General features: G+C 36.5%; 23 protein-coding genes. 12 read left to right on the top strand and 11 right to left on the bottom strand.

All coding sequences use genetic code 11. The features are described from left to right. Positions 1 to 65 precede the first annotated feature (65 nt). The gene (locus ACOMA7_RS03315; RefSeq protein ID WP_421391958.1) at positions 66 to 1871 is read left to right on the top strand and encodes a M3 family oligoendopeptidase; all 1806 of its coding nucleotides are present in this window, start codon (positions 66 to 68) and stop codon (positions 1869 to 1871) included. Positions 1872 to 1908: 37 nt separating this feature from the next. Here the strand turns inward: ACOMA7_RS03315 and ACOMA7_RS03310 are convergent, their stop codons facing one another. From ACOMA7_RS03310 to ACOMA7_RS03275, 8 genes are all read right to left on the bottom strand, one after another. After that, complete coding sequence (locus ACOMA7_RS03310) at positions 1909 to 2790, bottom strand: C39 family peptidase (RefSeq protein WP_301945349.1); 882 nt, start codon at positions 2788 to 2790, stop codon at positions 1909 to 1911. Between the two features lie 173 nt (positions 2791 to 2963). After that, a complete protein-coding gene (locus tag ACOMA7_RS03305) occupies positions 2964 to 4586 on the bottom strand; it encodes an ABC-F family ATP-binding cassette domain-containing protein (protein WP_034532404.1) in 1623 nt (540 codons plus the stop codon). 135 nt (positions 4587 to 4721) lie between these two features. Next, the gene (locus tag ACOMA7_RS03300; protein WP_421391953.1) at positions 4722 to 5372 is read right to left on the bottom strand and encodes an SDR family oxidoreductase; all 651 of its coding nucleotides are present in this window, start codon (positions 5370 to 5372) and stop codon (positions 4722 to 4724) included. A gap of 155 nt (positions 5373 to 5527) precedes the next feature. Next, positions 5528 to 5872, bottom strand: a complete 345-nt coding sequence (locus ACOMA7_RS03295; protein ID WP_034532401.1) for an iron-sulfur cluster biosynthesis family protein — start codon at positions 5870 to 5872, stop codon at positions 5528 to 5530. A 102-nt stretch (positions 5873 to 5974) separates the two neighbouring features. Next, positions 5975 to 7441 carry a PH domain-containing protein gene (locus tag ACOMA7_RS03290; protein WP_421391949.1) on the bottom strand — a complete coding sequence of 489 codons (1467 nt, stop codon included), beginning with the start codon at positions 7439 to 7441 and terminating at the stop codon, positions 5975 to 5977. Beyond that, complete coding sequence (locus ACOMA7_RS03285) at positions 7431 to 7898, bottom strand: PH domain-containing protein (RefSeq protein WP_301945346.1); 468 nt, start codon at positions 7896 to 7898, stop codon at positions 7431 to 7433. Before ACOMA7_RS03285 ends, ACOMA7_RS03290 begins: the two co-directional genes overlap by 11 nt. 22 nt (positions 7899 to 7920) lie before the next feature. Further along, positions 7921 to 8409: an MGMT family protein gene (locus tag ACOMA7_RS03280; protein WP_301945345.1), complete on the bottom strand. Its 489-nt coding sequence runs from the start codon at positions 8407 to 8409 to the stop codon at positions 7921 to 7923. A 100-nt stretch (positions 8410 to 8509) separates the two neighbouring features. Then, complete coding sequence (locus tag ACOMA7_RS03275; protein ID WP_421391945.1) at positions 8510 to 9148, bottom strand: C40 family peptidase; 639 nt, start codon at positions 9146 to 9148, stop codon at positions 8510 to 8512. Positions 9149 to 9351: 203 nt separating this feature from the next. On the opposite strand from ACOMA7_RS03275, the gene ACOMA7_RS03270 reads away from it, so the two are divergent. The 3 genes from ACOMA7_RS03270 (at position 9352) to ACOMA7_RS03260 (ending at position 11924) form a co-directional block, all read left to right on the top strand. Beyond that, positions 9352 to 10659 (top strand): DUF3290 family protein, encoded by a 1308-nt coding sequence (locus tag ACOMA7_RS03270; RefSeq protein ID WP_301945344.1) that lies wholly within the window; start codon positions 9352 to 9354, stop codon positions 10657 to 10659. A gap of 114 nt (positions 10660 to 10773) precedes the next feature. Continuing rightward, positions 10774 to 11079, top strand: a complete 306-nt coding sequence (locus ACOMA7_RS03265; RefSeq protein ID WP_034534761.1) for a transposase — start codon at positions 10774 to 10776, stop codon at positions 11077 to 11079. Next, positions 11073 to 11924, top strand: a complete 852-nt coding sequence (locus tag ACOMA7_RS03260; protein WP_263518577.1) for an IS3 family transposase — start codon at positions 11073 to 11075, stop codon at positions 11922 to 11924. Before ACOMA7_RS03265 ends, ACOMA7_RS03260 begins: the two co-directional genes overlap by 7 nt. A gap of 91 nt (positions 11925 to 12015) precedes the next feature. On the opposite strand, the gene ACOMA7_RS03255 is transcribed toward ACOMA7_RS03260, so the two are convergent. After that, positions 12016 to 12618, bottom strand: a complete 603-nt coding sequence (locus ACOMA7_RS03255; protein ID WP_421391940.1) for a nitroreductase family protein — start codon at positions 12616 to 12618, stop codon at positions 12016 to 12018. Positions 12619 to 12782: 164 nt separating this feature from the next. Here ACOMA7_RS03255 and ACOMA7_RS03250 point away from each other — a divergent pair, with 164 nt between their 5' ends. Next, positions 12783 to 13106 carry a DMT family transporter gene (locus tag ACOMA7_RS03250; protein ID WP_041153081.1) on the top strand — a complete coding sequence of 108 codons (324 nt, stop codon included), beginning with the start codon at positions 12783 to 12785 and terminating at the stop codon, positions 13104 to 13106. Between the two features lie 37 nt (positions 13107 to 13143). On the opposite strand, the gene trhA is transcribed toward ACOMA7_RS03250, so the two are convergent. Both trhA and ACOMA7_RS03240 read right to left on the bottom strand, forming a co-directional pair. Further along, positions 13144 to 13833 (bottom strand): PAQR family membrane homeostasis protein TrhA, encoded by a 690-nt coding sequence (gene trhA / locus ACOMA7_RS03245; RefSeq protein WP_081006933.1) that lies wholly within the window; start codon positions 13831 to 13833, stop codon positions 13144 to 13146. Between the two features lie 110 nt (positions 13834 to 13943). After that, entirely contained in the window at positions 13944 to 14516 is a 573-nt protein-coding gene (locus ACOMA7_RS03240) for an aggregation-promoting factor C-terminal-like domain-containing protein (protein ID WP_301945341.1), read from the bottom strand. 240 nt (positions 14517 to 14756) lie between these two features. Here ACOMA7_RS03240 and ACOMA7_RS03235 point away from each other — a divergent pair, with 240 nt between their 5' ends. The 7 genes from ACOMA7_RS03235 (at position 14757) to ACOMA7_RS03205 (ending at position 22999) form a co-directional block, all read left to right on the top strand. Further along, positions 14757 to 15671 carry an ABC transporter ATP-binding protein gene (locus tag ACOMA7_RS03235; protein ID WP_301945340.1) on the top strand — a complete coding sequence of 305 codons (915 nt, stop codon included), beginning with the start codon at positions 14757 to 14759 and terminating at the stop codon, positions 15669 to 15671. Next, positions 15671 to 16417, top strand: a complete 747-nt coding sequence (locus ACOMA7_RS03230) for an ABC transporter permease (RefSeq protein WP_301945339.1) — start codon at positions 15671 to 15673, stop codon at positions 16415 to 16417. Before ACOMA7_RS03235 ends, ACOMA7_RS03230 begins: the two co-directional genes overlap by 1 nt. A 126-nt stretch (positions 16418 to 16543) precedes the next feature. Then, the gene (locus ACOMA7_RS03225) at positions 16544 to 17359 is read left to right on the top strand and encodes an ABC transporter permease (protein WP_054608451.1); all 816 of its coding nucleotides are present in this window, start codon (positions 16544 to 16546) and stop codon (positions 17357 to 17359) included. 156 nt (positions 17360 to 17515) lie between these two features. Next, positions 17516 to 17962: a MarR family winged helix-turn-helix transcriptional regulator gene (locus tag ACOMA7_RS03220; protein WP_041153085.1), complete on the top strand. Its 447-nt coding sequence runs from the start codon at positions 17516 to 17518 to the stop codon at positions 17960 to 17962. A 362-nt stretch (positions 17963 to 18324) separates the two neighbouring features. Further along, positions 18325 to 19647: an amino acid permease gene (locus ACOMA7_RS03215; RefSeq protein ID WP_034532440.1), complete on the top strand. Its 1323-nt coding sequence runs from the start codon at positions 18325 to 18327 to the stop codon at positions 19645 to 19647. Positions 19648 to 20015: 368 nt separating this feature from the next. Beyond that, positions 20016 to 21338, top strand: coding sequence for an amino acid permease (locus ACOMA7_RS03210; protein WP_054608458.1), 1323 nt, complete (start codon positions 20016 to 20018; stop codon positions 21336 to 21338). A 200-nt stretch (positions 21339 to 21538) separates the two neighbouring features. Then, on the top strand, positions 21539 to 22999 hold the full coding sequence (locus ACOMA7_RS03205) for an APC family permease (RefSeq protein ID WP_054608452.1): 1461 nt from the start codon (positions 21539 to 21541) through the stop codon (positions 22997 to 22999). The last annotated feature ends 46 nt before the right edge of the window (positions 23000 to 23045 follow it).

Here is a 23045-nt window from a genome sequence, read left to right as displayed (position 1 = left end):
TTCTGGGTGGCTTTTTTGCATAAACTGATATAATTGTTTCAATTAAGTTTTTTGGAGGGGAAAATATGAAATACTCGCTTAACTGGGATTTAGATTCAATCTTTCCCGGGGGATTACATGGTAAGGAATTAACGGATAAACTAGCTGTCATCGGCGAATCCATCGAAACATTTCGCCAAGCGATTAACGACTACGAATTCGATGATGATGACGCGCAATTCTCTAGATTTTCAGAACTAACCGACTTCTTACAAAAAATTCAGGCCGGAATTATTCAAGCTTCAATGTACATAAACGGTAAACATTCCGACGATGTAAACAATGAGGAAGTTCCACCAATGATTGATAAGGTTCAATCACTAGATGTTAAAGCCGCCCAAATCGCCCAACTACTTCAAAAGAAGTTAGCCGATTTATCAGATGATCGTTTCAATGAACTAATCAAACAACCTGGTCTAGACACCATTGCCTTTTCTTTGCATGAAAACAGACATTTTGGAAAAGAACTACTGGATGACACCCAAGAAACCATCATTTCAGAAATGAACCTAGAAGGTTTAAGCTCATGGTCCAACCATTACAGCACACTAATTGCCGGCGTTAACGTCGACTTTAGAGACGAAGACGGTAACCCTAAGACCCTATCAGCTGGACAAGCCGATAACGAAATCTTGGGTAACTCAGATGCCAAATATCGCCAAGACCTAATGCCTAAATGGGAAGCTGCCTTTGAAGAAAAACAAAACCTATTTGCGGACACATTAAACCACCTATCTGGTAGTCGTCTTCTAGACTACAAGTTCCATGGTACTGACGATTTCTTGAAGTACCCTTTGGAACTTAACCGCATGTCAAAGCAAACCCTTGATACAATGTGGAAGGTCGTTGACGACAACAAGGACGTCTTAATTAAGTTCTTAAATCGCAAGGCCCAATTAATCGGTAAGGATAAGATTGGCTGGGAAGACGTCGCTGCCCCAATCAACATTGGAAACGAAAAATCAAAGACATTCACATACGATGAAGCTGCCGAATTCATCATCAAACAATTTAACAGTTTCTCACCTAAGATGGCTAAACTAGCTCAAAAGGCGTTTGAAAACAGATGGATTGAAGCAGAAAACCGTCCAGGAAAAGAACCGGGTGGATACATGCAAGACCTACCGGAAACTGGCGAAGCTCGTATCTTTTTAACCTTCACCGGTTCACCAAACGATGCATCAACCATCGCACACGAACTAGGACATGCCTTCCATAGTAGTGTGATGAATGATCTACCATACTTCCGCCAAGACTACGCAATGAACGTTGCTGAAACCGCATCAACATTCGGTGAACTAATCGTTTCTGACGCCAACGTTAAGGAAGCAAAAACTGATGAGGAAAAAATTAGCCTACTAAACGCCAAGATGGATAATCCTGTCGCAATGTTTCTAAACATTCGCGCTCGTTTCCTATTTGAAACTCGTTTCTACGAAAGAAGACAAGACGGCGTTCTAACCGCTAATGAAATTAACGACTTGATGGTACAATCTCAAAAGGATGCCTATGGTGAATCGCTATCTACCTACTCACCTCACTTCTGGGCAAGTAAGATGCATTTCTACATCGACGATATTCCTTTCTACAACTTCCCATACACATTCGGTTACCTATTCAGTCTAGGAATCTACGCCAAAGCGCAAACTACCGACGACTTCGAAGATCAATACATCTCGTTACTAAGAGATACTGCTAACATGACTACCGAAGAGTTAGCAAGCAAGCACTTAGGTGTTGATTTGACCAAACCAGACTTCTGGGAAGCCGGAGTTAAGTTAATCGAAAAAGACGTTGATGAATTCATCAAACTAACAGAAAAATATGTATAAAAAAAGAAGCGCTCTTATCGAGTGCTTCTTTTTTTGATTAACGAACTACAACGGCCATCTTACCTTCGTAGTTGTATAGGCTCATAAATTGTGAAGTTGAAACCCAGAATACTGGATTACTCTTACCAGTCTTGAATTGGTATCTCCATGATGATGGATCTGCCATCTTGAAGAATCCGTTCTTGTATCCAACAACCACTAGAGTGTGTCCAGTAGGCTTCTTCATACGGTATCCAGTGTATGCGATCACTGGGTTACCATGTTTGATTTCATTGATAATTTGGTTCTTTGATGCACCACTGAAATTGTAAACGGTCTTTCTGTAAGTACGACCGTACTTAGCTAAAGCTCTTGGGAAAATTGTCCAGTTTTGGCTCGTGTTGTTCTTAGCGAATGGGTCTCCTACGAAACCGTAGTTTTGATTGGTAGATCTTGGCATTCTATCTAAGAAGTATTTAATTCCCTTGTCCAAGCCGATGCTTCTAGTTGAAAGAGCCATCTTTAAGGCAGTCCCTTCACAACCGTTTGGTGCATCGAATGGGAAGTGTTGACTTGTATATACGAAAGGAATTTCGTAGACACTAGTCTTGCTTAAATCTCTTGAGTTAATCCATCCTTGGTTAATTCCTTGGTAACTAATCTTGTAGTAAACAGATTTATTTAATTTAGCTACTTGAGTTAGTTGAACAAGTTGGTTTTGAAGATTGATCTTCTTCATCACCTTTACTCCTTCTTTGTAAGGAGAAACGTAAGTATCTACGTTGTTTTTGTTAACGATTCTTGCATTTTGGTTTCGCGCTGAACTAATGGTATAGTTCTGACTTTCTGCGTTTGATGTATCAGAATGAGCTACGCCCAATGCGACGATAACTACACCTAAAAACATTATCACACCAAGTGCAGATAATATTTTCTTCATTATGTCTCCACTCCATCCATAAATTATTATTTATATTAATAATATAATACAAACTAATTTCAAATACTTAGAATAAACTGTTCTGTAAATAAGTTTTAACATTTTGGTAATATTTTTGATATTTCATTAAAAAAAGACATGATTAGTAAGATAATCACGTCTTTTTTACTACATTAGTATAATTCTTCGACTTGCTTTTGAACGTCTGGATGATTTACGAAATCATCGTAGTGGGTGTCGGCTCTTTGAACCATCCCTTTATCAGACACTTCAATGATGTGGTCAGCGATAGTTTGAACAAATTCTCTATCGTGAGAGGTAAAGATTAGTGATCCATCGAATGGAATTAAAGCATCATTTAGTGCAGTAATTGACTCCATGTCCAAGTGGTTAGTAGGATCATCTAGCATCAATACGTTCCCCTTTTGTAGCATCATCTTGGATAGCATACAACGGACCTTTTCTCCCCCTGATAATACCTTGATTTGTTTTTGGATATTATCACCAGAGAATAGCATTCTACCTAGGAAACTACGTAGGAATGGATCATCACTTTCTTCTTTAGAAGCGAATTGTCTTAACCAATCAATGATGGTTAATGAATCATCTTCGAAATCAGAGTTGATATTCTTTGGCATGTAGCTAGTACGAGTAGTTTGACCCCATACTACTTCACCTTCATCAGGTTCCATCTTACCGGCTAAGATTTGCATTAAAACAGTAGTAGCAACGTCGCTTCTACTGATAATGGCAGTCTTTTCACCAGGACGTAGTGTAAATGTGATGTTGTCTAGAATCTTCTTACCATCAATTGTCTTTGAAACACCCTTTACAGAAACTAGGTCGTTTCCTAAATCACGTTCCTTTTCGAACTTGATGAATGGGTATTTACGTGATGATGGTTGAATATCATCTAGTGTAATTTTGTCTAATTGTTTCTTTCTAGAAGTAGCTTGTTTTGACTTAGAAGCGTTAGCAGAGAATCGAGCGATAAATTCTTTCAATTCTTTGATTTGGTCTTCCTTCTTAGCGTTAGCATCTTGGCGCATCTTAGCGGCTAATTGACTTGATTTCAACCAGAAGTCGTAGTTACCAACGTATAGTGAAATCTTCTTGAAGTCAACGTCACACATCATTGTACATACTTGGTTTAAGAAGTATCTATCATGGGATACAACGATGGCGATATTTTCGTAATCAGCCAAGAAGTCTTGTAGCCATTCAATGGTATGGTTATCCAAACCATTGGTAGGTTCGTCAAGAAGTAGAATGTCTGGGTTACCAAATAAAGCTTGAGCTAATAAGACCTTCACCTTTTGTCCTTCGGAAAGTTCACTCATCTTTTCGTAATGTAGTGATTCATCAATTCCCACGCTTTGTAGCAATTGTGATGCGTCGGCTTCGGCGTTCCATCCGTCCATTTCGGCGAATTCACCTTCTAATTCAGCAGCCTTAACACCATCTTCATCAGAAAAGTCTTCCTTAGCGTATAAGGCATCTTTTTCCTTCATGATTTTGTATAGCTTTTCGTGTCCTTGAATTACAGTATCTAGAACTTCGCAATCTTCAAAGCCATAGTGATCTTGGTTTAAACTAGAAATTCGTTCATTCTTACCGATTGAGATACTACCACTAGTGGGTTCAATCTTTCCTTCTAGCATTTTTAGAAAAGTTGATTTACCAGCACCATTGGCCCCGATAACACCATAACAGTTACCAGGTGTGAATTTTAGGTTTACATCTTCATATAGTTTTTTACCTGAAAAATGTAATCCCATATTAGTTACAGTTATCATTTCATACCTCCATCCAATCAATTAAGATAAAAAGGGCCCTTGTTTCTCAATTGAATCAAGGGCGTTTTTATTTATTGATTCTATTAATAACTCAGATAACCATATCATATGAAAACTACTTAGACAAGTTAATTATTATAGAACAGCGTTAATGTCGCTACTTCCACTTGTGATTTCATAAATGTGGTTAATGGTCTTGTCGTCGTGTAATACAGCAACAACGAAGTTAGCAACATCTCTTCTAGGAATGTTCATTCCAGCTACTCGTTGTTCGATTACATCGACCTTACCAGTTTCTTCATCGTTGGTTAAAGCTGATGGTCTAACAATGGTGTATTCTAGGCCACTATTTCTTAGTTCAACGTCTGCGTAGTGTTTGGCGATGTAGTAGCCATGCAAACCAGAATCAGCCCAGAAGCTTCTATCGTCAGCACCCATGGCACTAACCATGACGTAGCGAGTAATGCCAGCTTGTTTAGCAGCTAGCATTGACTTTACGGCACCGTCTAAATCGATAATCAACGTTTGATCATCTCCGGTAGCACCACCTGAACCAGCTGAGAAGACAATCTTATCAATGGCGTTGTCAGTGTAAACCTTAGCCATGTCTTCAATTGTGCCGTTTAAATCAAAGATAACTGGTGAAACACTTTCCATATCCTTGTATTCAGCGAATTGCTTGTCGCTTCTTACTCCGGCAAAAACGTTATCTCCTGTTTTACCTAACTTTTCTACCATATGAATCCCAACGTGACCATGGGCCCCAATTACTAAAACGTTACTCATTATATTCATCCTTTCCATACTTACTTATTAATAGTAATTCTATCAAGAATGGTAATACTCATAAAACGATTTGCTCAAAAAAAGACGACCATCTAAGATAGTCGTCTTTTTACCATAATTGTTTTTTTAAGCGTTTTGTCTTTAATTAATTGTTTTTATTTTCTCTTATCAATAACTGGAACGTTACCATCAATCATACCTGAGTCACCAGATAGGATTAATGCATTGTACATAACGTCGAATTTCAAGTTTTGTTCTAGGAATGATCCACTGTAGTCTTTGTAGTAGATAGGTCCTAAGTCTGAATCCATACTTGCGTTAAAGTCTTTGTCTTCTAAATCAGGGTCAACTGCAATCAAGTCAAAAGATGTATCAATCGCACATGAACCTGCGTCAGAGTAATTTCCAACACCATCATCTAAGCTCAAGAAGAACTTTGCGTCGCCTTGTACTTTGTTTTGAATCTTTTCTTTTGCTGCATCTGTAATAGTTAGTTTCATAAAAATGAACCCCCTTCATTTATATTACAAGTACCTATGATACTCGAATAAAATCTTGTGTCAATAGTTTGTACACGATTTAATTAAATTTTACGCTATTTTTTATTGGCGGTACCAATCATAAATCTTTTTAGCACCGTCATAATCAATATAATGAACTCCAGCAATTTGCGCAGAGTCACCTTTTCTAATCCTGATAACGATGTGGGCCAGTTTATTTCTCTTCATAAACACGCTAGATTCAAAGCGCATACTTTGAATTTCGTGCCATCCAACATAATAAGTCCTTTGTTTGAATAAAAAGCCGTTGGATACAATCAGGTAATCATCTTTAGTATCACCTGTTAACCCAATTGAACTAACCCGGTACTTAAAGTATGCATTACCTAAAGTGTAAAAGAAAGTAAAAACACCGATTACAACTAAGGAATCTGATAATGTTGTCCAACCAACAAAGTAAATCACGATTGGTATGATTAACAATATCCAATCAAAATTTCTGAAGAACAACCAGATTGATCGTTTACGGGAATTGAATTTTTTGACCGTTTTTAACGGTATCCATTCAAAGAAATCATTCATCATTTCAGTGTACTTGTGTGAATTTAGGATTGGTAATACCACCGCTTGTGATGATTCAGCGTCATTCCCGTCTGAAGCCATGATAATCTTGACGGTCATAATCTTTAGCAGCTTTCCCATCACATTTTGCTCTACCAAAACACTTTGAATTCTGTCGGTGGATAGTCGAACCTTGTTTCTAGTAAATAGTCCTTTTTCGTATTCAAGATACTTACCCTCTTTTACCAGGGTAAAATCATAGAATTGAAACATCGTGTAGATAAACGATAGTAATAACGCGATTATAATCGCCATGATTGAGAAGGCAATCAAGCTAACCATGTTAGAGCCAAAGCCCTTTTGGTAGATGCTAATAGCGAAATCTAACACTGCCCCATGGGTAATGTGGGCAATCAAAAACATCGTAATGAAGACCCTAAAACTAGTAAAGGTATATAGCGCAATGTCCTTAGTAGAAATCTTGTATTGAGCATAATCACTGCTTTTAGTTGTTTCTTCTTCGGCCTTATCCTCAATCTTTGCAACCTCAGTCTTTTCTACTTCATCGTTAGCACCAATATCTTGGTTTTGGTATTGTTTGTGCTTTTCTTCTAAAATCGCACCAACATTAGTCTTAACAGCACTCAAAATGATTTGATCGCGAGAACCACTCTTGCTAGCGTTGTTAATTTGTAGTTTTTCAACGTCAAAGGGTCTAAATAAAAAGAACTGACTGTGTTCAATCGATTGGATTCTGGCGTATGGAACGTGGATGACTTTTTTGAAGATAACACCCTTCTTGATTACGATTTGTTTATCTTCAATTGAATAGGTAAAACAAAGGTATGAAAGAATGTCCCATATTATCGTAACAATTACGAATATAATTCCTAATTTAAAGCTATTAATGTGTAATGGATCGCCAATAAAAGAAGCTAAAAACATCGCTAACAAGGTGTCTTCAAGACGACTCACTAAGTTTAATGGACTTAGGTGCTTATCTTGCATTTCTGGCCTCCATCGCTAATCTCATCACTTGGGTCTTAATGTTTTCTGATTCTTCCTTGGTTACTGCAGCAATTTCATGACTGTCAGCAGAAGTATAAATGCTAATCTCATACAGGTTCTTATGTCTTAGAATTGGGCCTTGTTCGATATCAACGTTTTGCACACGAGCAATCGGAACAGTGGCTTGTTCTCTAAAGATAAAACCTTTTTTTATTTCAACACGATCTTCATAGATGGCGTATTGATGAAAAGCATAACGGTATGGGATTGAAATCATGTCCACTAGCGCCAATAACACTAAAATGATTCCTAAGACAGGTAGGATGTATTCAACGTATTTCCAGTCCAAATACTTCACGACAATTGTGGCAATGGTGAAGATAATGATTTCGACAATAATGGTAATAATGGCTGAATATAACCATACTGTTTTGACGCTCTCAGGTAGTTTCTTCATTTATATTCTCTCCTCGATGTTGCTATTTTATTCTCTCTAAATCTAGTAACAAGTTGTTAAAGTCGGCTAACTTACGGTAGCCTTCTGAATAGTCGACGTTTAAAATACGATGGGTTGGAATAATCAGAATTAACGGATTAGTAACCACTGCATCTTGTACGTCTGACTCCTTAAAGCCATATGTATCACAGAACTCCTTGATATCCATGGTATCGCCATAATTGATATCATCAATCTTTTGATAGATTTGTTCGTTTAATTCGCTAGTTGATAAATCGACTGGTACCTCAAAGTGTCTGCGAGTTCCATCGATGTATTCGCGAAGTTGAATTTTGTATTCTTCTGTTTTCCTACGATTAAATACGAATTCAGCATCTAATTTAGGGTAAAAGTTATAAATATTGGAAATTCCTGTATTGGGGTTATTAATGAAGTTAATCCCCTTTCTGGTACAGGTAAAATAGATTTTTTGCTTTTTGTATTCGACTTGATCCCAGTATAGTTTTTCCATTGGTATCCTTCCTATCTCTAGTATTATTAATATCTTACCATAACTTAGTTTTGGTTTTAGACAAAAAAAGACACGACGCTATGTCGTGTCTTTTAAAGTATTAAGCTACTCGAGCGTAGCCAGCAACTGGCCACCAAGGTTCATGAATCTTTTCTGTAATAACACCACGGTTTTGTGCATCGATCATTCTGTCATGACCAATGTAAATACCTACGTGGTAAATTGAATTACGACTGTAACCAAAGAATACCAAATCACCTTTTTTGATGTGTTTTCTACTTACATGTCTGTTGGTGTTGTATTGCATTTGGGCTGTTCTTGCCAAGTATTTGTGCGCACCATGACGGTAAGCATATTGGGTAAAACCAGAACAATCAAAGCTATATGGACCCACGGCACCATATACATATGGGTGACCTAACTTACTTGAAGCTGATCTATATAGACTTGAGAATCCTGACTTACGAGCCTTCTTGTGTGTAACCTTCTTAACAACCTTACGTGCTTTCTTCTTAGCAGCTGGTTTCTTGTAGGCCACTTTTCTGATTTTCTTCTTATGATTAGGCTTCTTTGCGACGTGACGCTTCTTAGCCTTCTTCTTTTTGTATACCTTGTGTGTTCTCTTATGATGAACTTTGCTAGCGCTTGCGTTGGTAACATCGGTTGCAAACAATGTAGCCATCGCCAAAACAGTCAACATTATTAACATGATTGTCTTTTTCGTTTTTGTTTTGTTCATAGCACTTTATTCCCCGCTTTTAAAAATTTTATACTTTCTTAACTTATGACTAAAGTATAGCTACAAAATGCTACATAACAGGAACAAAAGTATTTCAAAAACATGAAAAAATGTTACCTAAATGTTACATCCAATGGTTTTATAATATAAATCGTTCTATAATTAGAACTATACTTAACAACTTTTAAGAATAAGGTGATTTCATGGATTTATATTCATATGACTACTTAATCCATCCAAATACTATCGTTACATATTTGTTATTAGCACTAGCGGTAATTGTTGGATTAATGATTATTTTTAACGGTTTTAAATACATGCGCGATAGAACCAACTTAAAATATCGTGACATATTTATTACCATGATTTTGATTGCGATACTATCAATCAGTATCGGATTCAGTAATATTTTGCAACAACGCAACTCTTCGTCGCAAAATTCTCAAACTACTGAAATGGTTAAGGCCATTAGTCGAAGCAAACATATTTCTACATCAAAGATTTACGTTAGCTCCCCTCAATTAACTAATGGCATGACCGTTAAGGTTGGAGATAAGTTCTACCAAGCAACTTTCAACTCCAGTTTTAACAGTTACCAACTTCAACCAATCCAATTAATTCCTACCAATATTACTTATCACGACAAACCATCACTTCAAATTGGTGACTTGAACAAGGAATACTTGGTAATCCTATTTAAGTTCTTAATCGGATTCGTCGTATTAGTAATTCAAATTAACATTTCTGGTAAAGGAAACTTGGCTCCTTCTAACGCGGTTGATCAAATTCAAAACTATGTTCTTGGGGGTATCATCGGGGGTATGATTTACAACCAACAAATCAGCACACTACAATTCTTCATCGTATTGTTAATCTGGTCATTGGTTATCTTTACCAGTCGTATCCTTAGTCGTCAGTTCTCGATATTCCATCGGATTTTCAATGGTGAACCACAAAACATCATTACCAACGGTATCGTTAACGTTGATACTGCCCTAAAGAATGGTATGTCGGCAGCCGATTTAGCATTCAAACTAAGAACTAAGGGGATTAGCAATTTCCAAGACGTTAAGTCAGCTGTCCTAGAACAAAATGGACAACTTACTGTTACCACATTCGGTGATGAATCACTAAGCTACCCTATCATTACAGATGGGACAGTTAATGCCGAAGTCCTAGAAAAGATGGGCCACGACATGGACTGGATTGAACAATTAGCGAAGGATTCACACAAAGAAATTGCCCAAATTTACCTAGGTCAATATGTTGAGGATCACTTGGTAATCATTCCATATCCTACTCACAAGACTCGTCCTTGGTACTACGAATTGGGCGAACGTGTTGAAAACTTCTCCCACAACCACAAGCTAACACCTGAAAGCATTAAGAATGCGAAGGCATTACAACAACTTAAGGAACTTTCAAAGAAGCGTCATTTAGGTGATAAGTCAAACAAAGATGACAAGAAGCCTACTAACCAACGTGGTACAAAAGGAACAAAACAACAATAAAAAAGATAGGTCATAGGAACTGAAGTTATAATATTGAACAGATAAATAAAAGCACTTTCGATAAAATGATTATTTTAATTTGATAAAATAACATAATTCGGAGGTGTTTTTTGTATGGCTAATAATAGATATTCATATGAAACTAAACTAGAAGCCGTCCGGCTTCTTAATGAAGGTGTTCCAGGTAGAAAGATTTGTAAAATGCTGGGATTAAAGAGTGATGGTTTAATTTATACGTGGCGTAAATATGTAAGAAACGGTGATTATTATCGTTTAAATCAAAAACCTGGAAAGCAATATAAATATAATAAAGGTAATTTGGAGCTACCTAGTGATGTCATAAAAGACATGGAAATTAAACAAATGAAAGAAGAACTTGAAGTTATAAAAAAATATTTAATCATGGAAGGGCTGTGGTAAACCAAGATACTATTAGATTAATCGATACTTTTACATCCAAAATACCTTTAGTTAGAATTTGTCAGTATCTTAATATATCTAGAAGTACCTATTACTATCATAAAAAGCATGCAGATCATTTTAATTTAAATCAGATTGAACGGGAGATTCAACAACTATGTATAAAAACGAAGTTTTTATATGGTTATCGTAAAATTCATGCACTAATTAATAAGTACTTAAAATGCAGTGTTAGTAAAGTTCAAAGAATTATGGCTAAATATGGTTGGGGGTGTCGTATAAAACGTAAAAGATCCCATCGACCTGGTAATCCATTCAAACAATTTGATAATATAATCAATCGTGATTGGAGCGTTAGTGTACCCAAACGTAAATTAACTACTGATATCACTTATATTCCATGCGGAAATAAGATGTTATACCTTTCTACAATAATGGATAGTTTTAATTCGGAAATCATTGCTCATAAAATTTCTAATCATCCAAATACCCAATTGGCCTTAGATACATTAAATCAATTAGGCTATTTAAATGGAGCTATTATTCATAGTGATCAAGGTTCCACTTATACTTCACGTGAATTTTATGAATTAGCACGTAAAAAAGGCGCCATCAGAAGCATGTCCCGAAAAGGAACGCCAGCTGATAACGCCATCATCGAATCATTTCACGCCAACCTAAAGACTGAAATGATATACACACAAGCTAAACCTAAAGGTTTAGCTGATACAATCAAGTGTGTAAATAATTATATCAAATTTTGGAATAATAAACGAATACTAACAAAATTAGGCAACCAATCCCCTGTAGAATACAGAAAATCAGTTGCCCAATTAAATAGTTAGAAAGATGCTTTTATTTATTTGTTCAAAATAATAGTTGCAGTTCCATACGACCTATCTTTTTTATTTATATTTTTATTTATTGGGATTGTTCTTACTTGAATACCTTGAAACGATCTTCGTCGTCCATGTAATCCTTTGATTGTGCAGGTGCTTCGATTGAACCGAATACCATTTCACCACGTAATCTCCAGCTAGCTGGAATATCGAATTCCTTAGCAACGTCTTCGTCGATTAGTGGGTTGTAATGTTGTAGGTTAGCACCTAGGCCGTTTTCAGCTAAACCAGTCCATACAGCGTATTGTGCGTTACCTTGAGCTTGTTCTGACCAGTCGTAGAAGTTGTCAGCGTATGCTGGGAAGTTCTTTTCTAGACCGTGAACAACGTCCATGTCAGTGAAGAATAGGATAGTTGCGTAACCATTCTTGAAACCGTTGATCTTGTCAGTAGTTGCCTTTAGAGCATCGTCATCTTTTAAATGTGGCTTTAAGTTGTCTAAAGTAATGTCCCATACCTTGTCTTGGTTGTCGTTAAATAGGATAACGGCACGAGTTGATTGGCTGTTGAAAGCTGATGGAGCTTCCTTGATTGAAGCTTTGATGAAGTTTGCTAATTCATCTTGGCTTTGTTCAACGTCACGACCTAAAGCGTAAATAGTACGACGGTTCTTTTGTAAATCTAGTAGTTCTGTTTTCATGTTAAGTCTCTCCTTTTGTCATATCTGATTGATTAATTTATATTATATCACTTACTTTTAGTTAGTAAACCTTTTTGTTCAAATTTTTTTAATGAACAAATAAAAAGTTAAGTGATATTATTTAAGTATCAGCATAATATTATTTTTCGATGAGGTAAATTAATATGTTTTATTACTTATTTTTAGCGCTCGCTATTATTGGTGAACTCATCGGTACAAACCTATTAAAGATGTCGATGGGTTTTACTAAGATACTGCCAACAATTGGATCGCTAATTTCATTCGCACTATGTTTTTACTTTTTATCAATTGCAATGGTTAAGATTCCGCTAAACATCGCCTATGCTAACTGGAGTGCATTAGGAATTCTTGCCACCACCGCAATCGCATCTTTAGTGTACAAGGAACAAATTAACGTCATGAGCATGATTGGTATTGTCTTTATCATCATCGGTGTCGTTTTGTTAAACCTATTCAGTGCAAAATAAAAACGCTAAGTTAGAATATCTAACCTAGCGTTATTTTTTATACATAGAAATAAATTGAGAAGTACATTAAGATGGTCCCAATCATTACAAAGACGTGCCAAATGACGTGTCCAAATGGAATTCTTGGGATACTGTAGATTAATGCACCCACAGTAAATGCGATTCCACCAAATAGTAGTAATAAGAAACCGTGAATTCCTAGGTAATCATATAGTTTGACGATTCCTAGTAGGCACATCCACCCCATTACAACGTAAATAATAGTAGAAAGTGTCTTTAATTTACCCATCCACAAGGCCTTGTAGATGATTCCTAACACAGTCATAATCCAGATTACAGTTAGGATGACCCAACCTAGCCAACCACCAATAGCGATTAGACAGTATGGTGTGTAGCTTCCAGCAATTAGTAGGTAGATTGCTGAGTGATCAAAGATTTGGAATAGCTTTTCGACACGCGTAAAATATAGACTATGAAACATGGTAGAAGCAATGTAGAAAACTACTAATGTGATTGAGTAAATGACAAAACTAGTAATTCTCATTGCCCCACCAACGTGAACACCATGAATAATCAATGCGACAGCACCAATTATAGCAAGTAGTTCCCCAATTCCGTGGGTGATTGCACTAAAGATTTCGTTTAATAGGTAGTATGTTTTATCCTTAATCCAGTTAAACTTTTGCTTAACTGAATCGGTAGTCTTTTGTTTTAAGTCGTTGTTCATAAATAAAGTACCTCAATTAATGTTTATTTAATTATATAACTATGTAATCTAGTTTTCAATACTAGATGTTAAAGAGTATAAAAAAAGAACCCTATTCGGGGTTCTTTTTATTAATACCAGTTATGTGATAACCAGAATGATTTGGCATTTACCCATGATCCGTAACGACTCTTAACGTAGTTGTTAGCAGTACGTTCTTGGTTCTTATGAGATAAGTTACCACCGTAGTAACTGATTAATAATTGGTATTTACCGTAACATGAACCGTTTGATGCGGTGTATGATCCACCTGATTCATGGTTAGCAATCCATGCTTTAGCAGCAGCGTTTGCTCTTGATAAATGTTTTCTTACTTTGTAAGTTGAGTGTTTCTTGATACGTCTTGAACTAACAATTTTCTTTACGGCATGCTTCTTAACACGTTTTACAGTGTGTTTCTTAGCTGCTTTCTTGTGAGTTCTTGCTACTTTCTTAGCCTTCTTAGATACTTTCTTGTGTTTACGTACCTTTTTAACATGTTTAGCAGCTTTCTTCTTAGCGGTTCCTTGAACGGTCTTTGTTTGAGCTGGTGTAGTTGGTGTAGCAACTGAATCAGCTTTTGCGGTTTGTGGTATTAAAAACAATGTCGCAATCAATAATGATACCAATACTGCAAAGGTAATCATCTTATTATTCGAATGCATATAATGTTTTCCCTCCTTAAAATTACTTGAATAACATAACTAACCAGTTTTACTATCTTGTTAGAGTTATGTTACAGTAATGTTACATTTTATTTCAGACGTGAAACAAAACTACCTTTAAGTCTGATCTGAAAGCTCTTAAGACTTTTTTAAGATTCATGAAAAAGAATTGACTTTTAAAAGAAAAATGTATACAGTTAGTTACATAAGTAATTAACTATCATTATAAGGAGATGCACTATGAAAACTCTTGAAGTTCAAAGTTTAAACAAGTTCTTCGGAAGAAAACAAGCACTATTCGATGTTTCATTTGATATCGAACCAGGTACCATTCTTGGTCTAATCGGACCAAACGGTGCTGGTAAGTCTACTATTATGAAGAGCATTGTTGGTCTAACCGACTACAACTCAGGTAACATTAAAATTGATGGAAAAGAATTAACTAAAAACAAGCGTAGCAGTCTAGAAAACGTTGGTTCAATGATTGAATCACCTGCTCCATACTTGAACCTAACTGGTCGTCAAAACCTAAAGCTTTTCAATGACGGTTCTACCACCGCTGAAGAAATGCAAGAAATTATGGAAGAAACTCAAATCACTGAATTTGCCGATCGTAAGGCTAAGAAGTACTCATTAGGTATGAAGCAACGTCTAGGAATTGCCATTTCATTGCTTAACCACCCTAAGCTACTTATCCTAGATGAACCTATGAACGGTCTAGATCCTCAATCAACTCATGATTTACGTGACCTACTTGTAAAACTATCAAAACGTGGCATTAGTATCCTTATCTCAAGTCACTTACTTGATGAATTATCACGTATCGCTGATTACTATGTAGTAATTAACCACGGTAAGGTAATCAAGAAGTCAGACGCTAAGTCATTCCTATCAGAAGGTCCTAAGACTATTAAGTTCGAAGTTAAAGACACTGACGCTGCTAAGAGTGCTCTTGAAGCAGCAGGTTTTACTGCCACTATTTACGATAAGACTGTTGAAATCGAAGACAACAATGATTCAACTGCAATGAACGCTGGTCTATCAGCATTGAACCAAGCAGGAATCGAAATTGAAAATGTTTCAAGAAACCAAACTGACCTAGAAGAATCACTATTGAAGCTTCTATCAAGCGATAACAACAAGGAGGCTAAATAATGTTAACTTTAATCAGACAAGAACTATACAAACAATTACACGGTAAGTTTTACATTGGCTGGGGTATCGTTGTTCTAGCAATCACTCTACTAAGTGGATACTTCTATCACAACGGTGGAACTGCTCTTAGTGCTATAAATACCAGTGGACGAGTTTTTGGTAATGGACTATCAATGGTTTTAATCGCGATGATTGTTTTTGCTAGTTCATTATTAACTAAGGATTTCGCAAACAACACTGTTAAGTACCTATTTGCTCGTCAATTCTCTCGTGGTAAGATTTTAATTTCCAAACTAATCACTATGGTATTTATGTTTGTTTACCTTGTAGTAATCACTTTTATTTCAACTGCAATTGCAAATGTATTATTCAATGAAAACCGTGCATTCCTATGGCATGATATTTTCGGATACCTTATCGGAATGGCTTTCTACCTATTCTTAATGCTTTCTATCGTCCTATTAATCAGTAACATCTTTAAGAGTAACGCTGTTGCGATTGCTTTTGGTATCGTCTTCTACTTCGTATCAAATGTTATTAACGTATTCTTAAACATTCTTGTAGACAAGATGGAATGGATTAAGTACAACCCACTTAACTTCTTAAACATCCTAAGACAATACTCAATTCCTGAATACTCACAATTATCAAGATTGTCAGTAACTCAATTAGAAGTTGGATCAATCATTTGGGGAATTATCTTCCTATTAATTACTTACGTTGTTTACAACCGTCGTAATGTCTAATAATAATATAGTAGAAAAAAGCGACTTAATTATTGGTTAGTCGCTTTTTTTATTGGAATGAACGGCCTAAAAGTGATAAACTCTTGTTATTGATTAATTTCGAATAAAGATTTGGAGGCCAACATATTGGTTGATTTATTAAAACAAGAAATGAACAAGAAAAATCGTCTTATTTTTCTTGCAATGGCAGTTTTCTTAGTTATCGTTACTATCCTAATGGCTGTTATTGGGAAAGACACTAGAACCTTAGATGGTTACAAACTAATGAACTCATTTGGTGGAATTACTCCTGTAATCGAACTACTTGCTACTATCATTACTGCAACCAGATTTGCAGGTGTCGACAGTAACAAACAAGTTCGTAAAAACATGGAAAACCACAGCAAGATTACCATCTTCTTCTCGAAGATTTTCACTTGCATGATTGGATACTTCATCCTACTTGCCCTATCAGTTCTAACCATCATCTTCATGAAGTACCTTGTATTTCCTGAAAGTGCCTTTGCTGGTAAGCTAGCACAAGAATTACAATGGGCAACATTAGGTAACATTGCTTACGTATTCATTTTTGAATCATTCGTAATCATGGTTATCGGTTTTTGTAAGACTTGGTACGGTGCCATCGCTTTTGGTGTTGCATTAAACTACATTACAGAAATCATTGCCGGAATCTTCATGATCTTCATCTACAACAACCGTCAATTAATTTGGAACCCATTCAACTTCTTCTTCGTTGAAAAACAAATTCAAGATGGTATGAAGCACATGATGACTCGTCTAACATTGAACCAAATCATTGCCGGTTCAATTGTTTACGCCGGTATCTTCTTTGTAATTGGATTTATCATCTTTGTCTTTATCAGAAAGTTCAAAACAGATGATGAACTAATCGCAAAACGCCAAGCTAAGAAAAACAAAAAGCAAAAATTACAAACTGCATAATATTCCTTATATATTGCACTCAAATAGGCACCGTGAGTAAAATCACAGTGCCTATTTTGTTGACCAATTTCAATTTAGTGATATTCTTTAATATTGTATACAATATAATCATTTGCTAGACAAAATTCACCGAACGAAAGAAAGGAGTTTTGCATTATGCCAAAAGAAGTAACTCTAAACGATCAAATTTGTTTCCAAATTTCTCGTGCACATCAACTATTCAACAAGTTCTATCAAGAACCTCTAGAAAAATTCAACTTAACATACGTTCAATACATTACACTATTATCACTATGGGAAAACGACGGAGTGACTGTTAACTACCTAAGCCAAAAGCTAGGTCTTTCTAACGGTACTTTGACTCCTCTATTAAAACGTCTTGAAAAAGCTGGCTGGATTACAAGAAACCGTGATAAAGCTGATGAACGTCGCGTCCTAATTCACTTAACACAATTAGGTAAGGACAACAAAGAACCAATCTTGGAATCAGTTCAAGGTTGCTTAAACCGTCTAAACTACAGCGATGACGAATTCGCTGACGCAATGGACACCATTGTTGATTTACAACACCGTTTGGAAAAAACTAACGAAAACGACAAATAGTTTTGTCACTATGTAATTGACACCTGTCTTTTATTAGTATACAATATTAGTTGTTAAGAAAAGACATGTCTATTTGATGGTGCTTTCCAGAGAGGATTACATTTTTCTGTAAGTAATCTATCGCATTCAAATAGTTACCACTTTTCTCTTCTATTAAATCGATATTATTTTTAATGACTAATATGAGGGCATTATGGACTTAACCGTAGTGCTAAAGATGGGTGGAACCACGTTAATACTAACGTCCCTGACACATAAGTGTCAGAGGCGTTTTTTGTTTCCCCACCTCAAATAAATTCAAGAAGGTGGAAGTATTGTCAGAAAATAATGATAAGTTAGAAAGAAAGCTTAGCGCCCGTCATATGAAAATGATTGCGCTAGGTGGAACTATCGGGGTTGGCCTATTCATGGGTGCCAAGTCTACAATCGGTTGGACTGGTCCCTCCGTGTTACTAGACTACGCAATCGCAGGATTATTCCTATACCTAATCATGCGTGCGCTAGGTGAAATGTTATATGTACATCCAGTTACTGGATCATTCTCACAATTTGCCTCAGAATACCTACACCCCGTTTTCGGTTACTTAACCGCATGGAGTAATGTCTTCCAATACATCGTTGTTGGAATCTCAGAAGTAATTGCGATTGGTACATACATGCAATTCTGGTGGCCTCATTTACCAACCTGGTTACCAGGAATCATCGCCATTGTCTTCCTATGTATTGCCAACTTAGTATCAGTAAGTGCCTTTGGTGAACTAGAATACTGGTTCGCCCTAGTCAAAGTTGTTACCATCATTGCCATGATCATCATTGGTTTGGTCATCATTGTCTTTGGTTTTAATGGTATTCACCCTACTGGTATCTCAAACATTTGGAGTCATGGTTTCTTCGCAAACGGTTTTAAAGGATTCTTCTTCGCCCTAGCAATTGTAATTGCCTCATACCAAGGAATCGAATTAATTGGTGTAACTGCCGGTGAAGCTGAAAATCCTAAGCAAACACTAGTGAAGGCCATTCAAGATACCATTGGTCGTATCCTAATCTTCTACATCGGTGCCATTTTCGTTATCCTAAGTATTTATCCTTGGGACAAGATTAGCCAAATCGGTTCACCTTTCGTAGAAACATTCTCACAGGTAGGTATCACCGCGGCTGCTTCAATCATTAACTTCGTTGTGGTAACCGCTGCACTATCAGGATCTAACTCAGGAATTTACAGTGCTAGTCGTATGGAATTCTTACTATCTGAAGAAGGTCAACTTCCAAAGGTATTCAAGAAGTTAAACCGTCATGGTGTCCCATATGTCTCAGTAATTAGTATTTCAGCAGGGATTCTAATTGGACTATTCCTAAACGTTTTACTACCAATCTTCTTCCCATCAGCAAACCAAATCTTCGTGTACGTCTACAGTTCATCTGTACTACCAGGTATGGTGCCATGGGTTGTTATCTTGGTATCTCAAATTCGTTTCAGAAAGCAACATCCAGAAGAATTAGTGAATCATCCATTCAAGATGCCACTATCACCTATCAGTAATTACATTACGCTAATCTTCTTAGCAATTACCTTGGTGTTCATGTTCATTAACCCTTCTACTAGAATTCCTTTGATTATCGGAATCTTCTTCCTATTAATCATGACAATTCTATACTTCGTAAAATTCAATCAAAACAACAAATAGGATCTGCGACGTTTGTTGAATAAAATTCATCAATTGTTAAATTCCTTGACATTAATTTTAATATGTAATAACATTTCTTAAATAATAAACATTAGAATTATGTAAGTAAAAAATCTTACTGGGGAATTTTTAACGATTGTCAGCAAGATCGTCGTGAAGTCAAACCCATGCAATATGCCAGCAATTTTAGCGATTATTTAAAAATTATTTAAATATATTGTATTGGTTATGCAATTTTATAAAATCCCTAGTACAATAGACAATGTAGTACTAGGTTTTTTATTACATAATTTCTTACAGGATGGTGAAATATATTGGCAGAAGAAAAGCAAGAAAAGAAACTAGAACGTAAATTAAGTTCTAGACAGATGCAAATGATCGCCCTTGGGGGAACAATCGGGGTTGGTCTATTTATGGGTGCCAAGTCCACAATTGAATGGACTGGTCCTTCTGTATTGCTAGCATATGCAATTGCTGGTGTGTTCTTATATCTAATTATGAGAGCTTTAGGTGAAATGTTATACGATAACCCAATTAGTGGTTCATTCTCACATTTCGCTTCTGAATACATGCACCCCGTGTTCGGTTACTTGACCGCTTGGTCTAACATCTTCCAATGGGTTGTTGTTGGTATTTCAGAAATGATTGCTATTGGTACTTACATGCAATTCTGGTGGCCATCAATTCCATCTTGGGTACCTGGTATTATCGCGGTAGTATTCTTATGTATTGCCAACTTAATCTCAGTTAGTGCCTTTGGTGAATTGGAATACTGGTTCGCTTTAATTAAGGTTGTTACTATTATCGCAATGATCATTGTCGGTTTAGTAATCATTGTTTTAGGTTTCAATGGTGTTGGCCCTACTGGTATTTCTAACCTATGGTCACATGGATTCTTTACTGGTGGTTTCAAAGGATTCTTCTTCGCACTATCAATCGTATTCGCTTCTTACCAAGGAATCGAATTAATTGGTGTTACTGCTGGTGAAGCTGAAAACCCTAAGAAGACTTTAGTTAAGGCTATCCAAGACACTATTGGTCGTATCTTAATCTTCTACATTGGATCAATCTTCGTAATGCTATCAATCTACCCATGGGATAAGATTGCAAACATTGGTTCACCTTTCGTAGAAACATTCTCACAAGTAGGTATTACTGCTGCAGCTTCAATCATTAACTTTGTTGTTTTAACAGCCGCTCTATCAGGTTCTAACTCAGCAATTTACAGTTCAAGCCGTATGTCATACCTATTAGCACAACAAGGTCAATTACCTGACAGATACAACAAGATTAACAAGCATGGTGTGCCATACATCTCTGTTATCTCAATTGCTACTGGTATTTTATTGGGAGTTATTCTAAACGTAGTTCTTCCTCTATTCTACAAGGGAGCAAACCAAGTATTCGTATACGTATACAGTTCATCTGTTCTTCCAGGTATGGTTCCATGGTTCGTAATTATCATGTCAGAACTTAAGTTTAGAAAGCAACATCCTGAAAAACTAGTTGGTCATCCATTTAAGATGCCACTAGCACCTTTCTCAAACTATCTAACATTACTAGTACTATTCGTTACTTTAGTATTTATGTTCTTCAATGATGATACAAGAATTCCATTGATTGTAGGAATCGTCTTCTTAGCATTAATGACAATCCTATACTTTGTTAGATTTAATAAGAAAGCGAAATAATTCATATTAAAACTAATTTAGCCACCCTTTTGCTATTCAAGGGTGGCTATTTTCATGTTAAAATATTAATTACGTTTGTTTATTATTTACAAACACCATTTGACAAATTAACAAAAACGATTAAAATATAATCAATTTCTAATCATTTTTTAATAAACGAGATGCCATCTTGTTTATACATACGAAAAGAGGTAATTTTTATGGCGAATCTATTCAAACGAATGAATCGAAAAGAAGACCCTAGTGTCTATGAGCAAAAGGATTCTAACTTGGTCAGATCATTGACTACAAAGGATTTCCTTGCTTTAGGAGTTGGAACAATTGTTTCTACTGCTATCTTCACCCTTCCTGGTATCGTGGCTGCAAACAATGCAGGTCCTGCGGTAACTATTTCTTTCTTACTTGCAGCGATTGTTGCTGGGTTGGTTGCTTTATCTTACGCAGAAATGGCTTCAGCCATGCCGTTTGCCGGTTCTGCATATTCATGGATTAACGTTGTTTTTGGAGAATTCTGGGGTTGGGTTGCCGGATGGGCACTTCTAGCAGAATACTTCATCGCTGTTTCCTTTGTTGCAGCTGGATTATCGGCTAACTTCCGAGGTCTAATTGCACCACTTGGAATTAACTTCCCTACATACTTAGCTAACCCTGTCAGTGCAAAAGGCGGATTAGTTGATATTTGTACCGTTGTTGTAATTTTGATCGTAATGTTCTTAATTACACGTGGTGACAAGCAAACTTCTCGTGTTGAAAATGTATTAGTAATTTTAAAGGTAGCTGCCGTATTAGTATTTATTGTTGTCGGTGCTACTGCCATCCACTTCGCAAACTACGTTCCATTTATTCCTGCTCACCATGTTAATGCCGATGGTACTAACTTTGGTGGCTTCAGTGGAATCTACGCTGGTGTTTCAGTAATTTTCCTATCATACATTGGTTTTGATTCAATTGCTGCAAACTCAGCAGAAGCAAAGAACCCTCAAAAGACAATGCCTAGAGGTATCATTGGTTCCCTAGTAATTGCTGTTACACTATTCGTCGCCGTATCACTAGTCCTAGTTGGTATGTTCAAGTACACTAACTACGCTGGTAACGCAGAACCAGTTGGTTGGGCCCTACGTCAAGCTGGTCATCCAATCGTTGCTTCAGTTGTTCAAATTATTGCCGTTGTAGGTATGTTCACTGCCCTAATCGGTATGATGATGGCAGGTTCACGTCTACTGTACTCATTCGGTAGAGATGGAATGCTACCTAAGTTCCTAGGTAAGGTTAACAAGAAGAGTCACCTTCCACTAAATGCAATCATTACTATGACTGTTATCTCAGTTGTTATCGGTGCCTTTCTAACATTTACATTTCTATCACAACTAATTTCAGCTGGTACATTAATCGCTTTCATGTTCGTTTCAATTGGTATTTATCCACTTAGAAAACGTGAAGGAAAAGACATCAACATGCCTGGCTTCAAAGAACCATTCTTCCCTGTTATGCCTGCTCTAGGTTTCCTAGCATCACTAGCCGTATTCTGGGGTCTAGACAACGACGCTAAGATTTATGCACTTGTATGGTTCATCATCGGTATGGTTATCTACTTCGTATATGGTATGCACCATAACACTAGAAACCAACAAGCCGAAGTTAAATCAAATGATAATGAATAATTAAAACCACAAAAAAGAGGACTCGTTTGAGTCCTCTTTTTTTGTG

This window comes from Apilactobacillus intestinapis (assembly GCF_049166695.1).
GTDB classification, from domain to species: domain Bacteria; phylum Bacillota; class Bacilli; order Lactobacillales; family Lactobacillaceae; genus Apilactobacillus; species Apilactobacillus kunkeei_C.
Note: the sequence above shows the minus strand (reverse complement) of the source record. Positions and strands in the feature narration are given on the sequence as shown.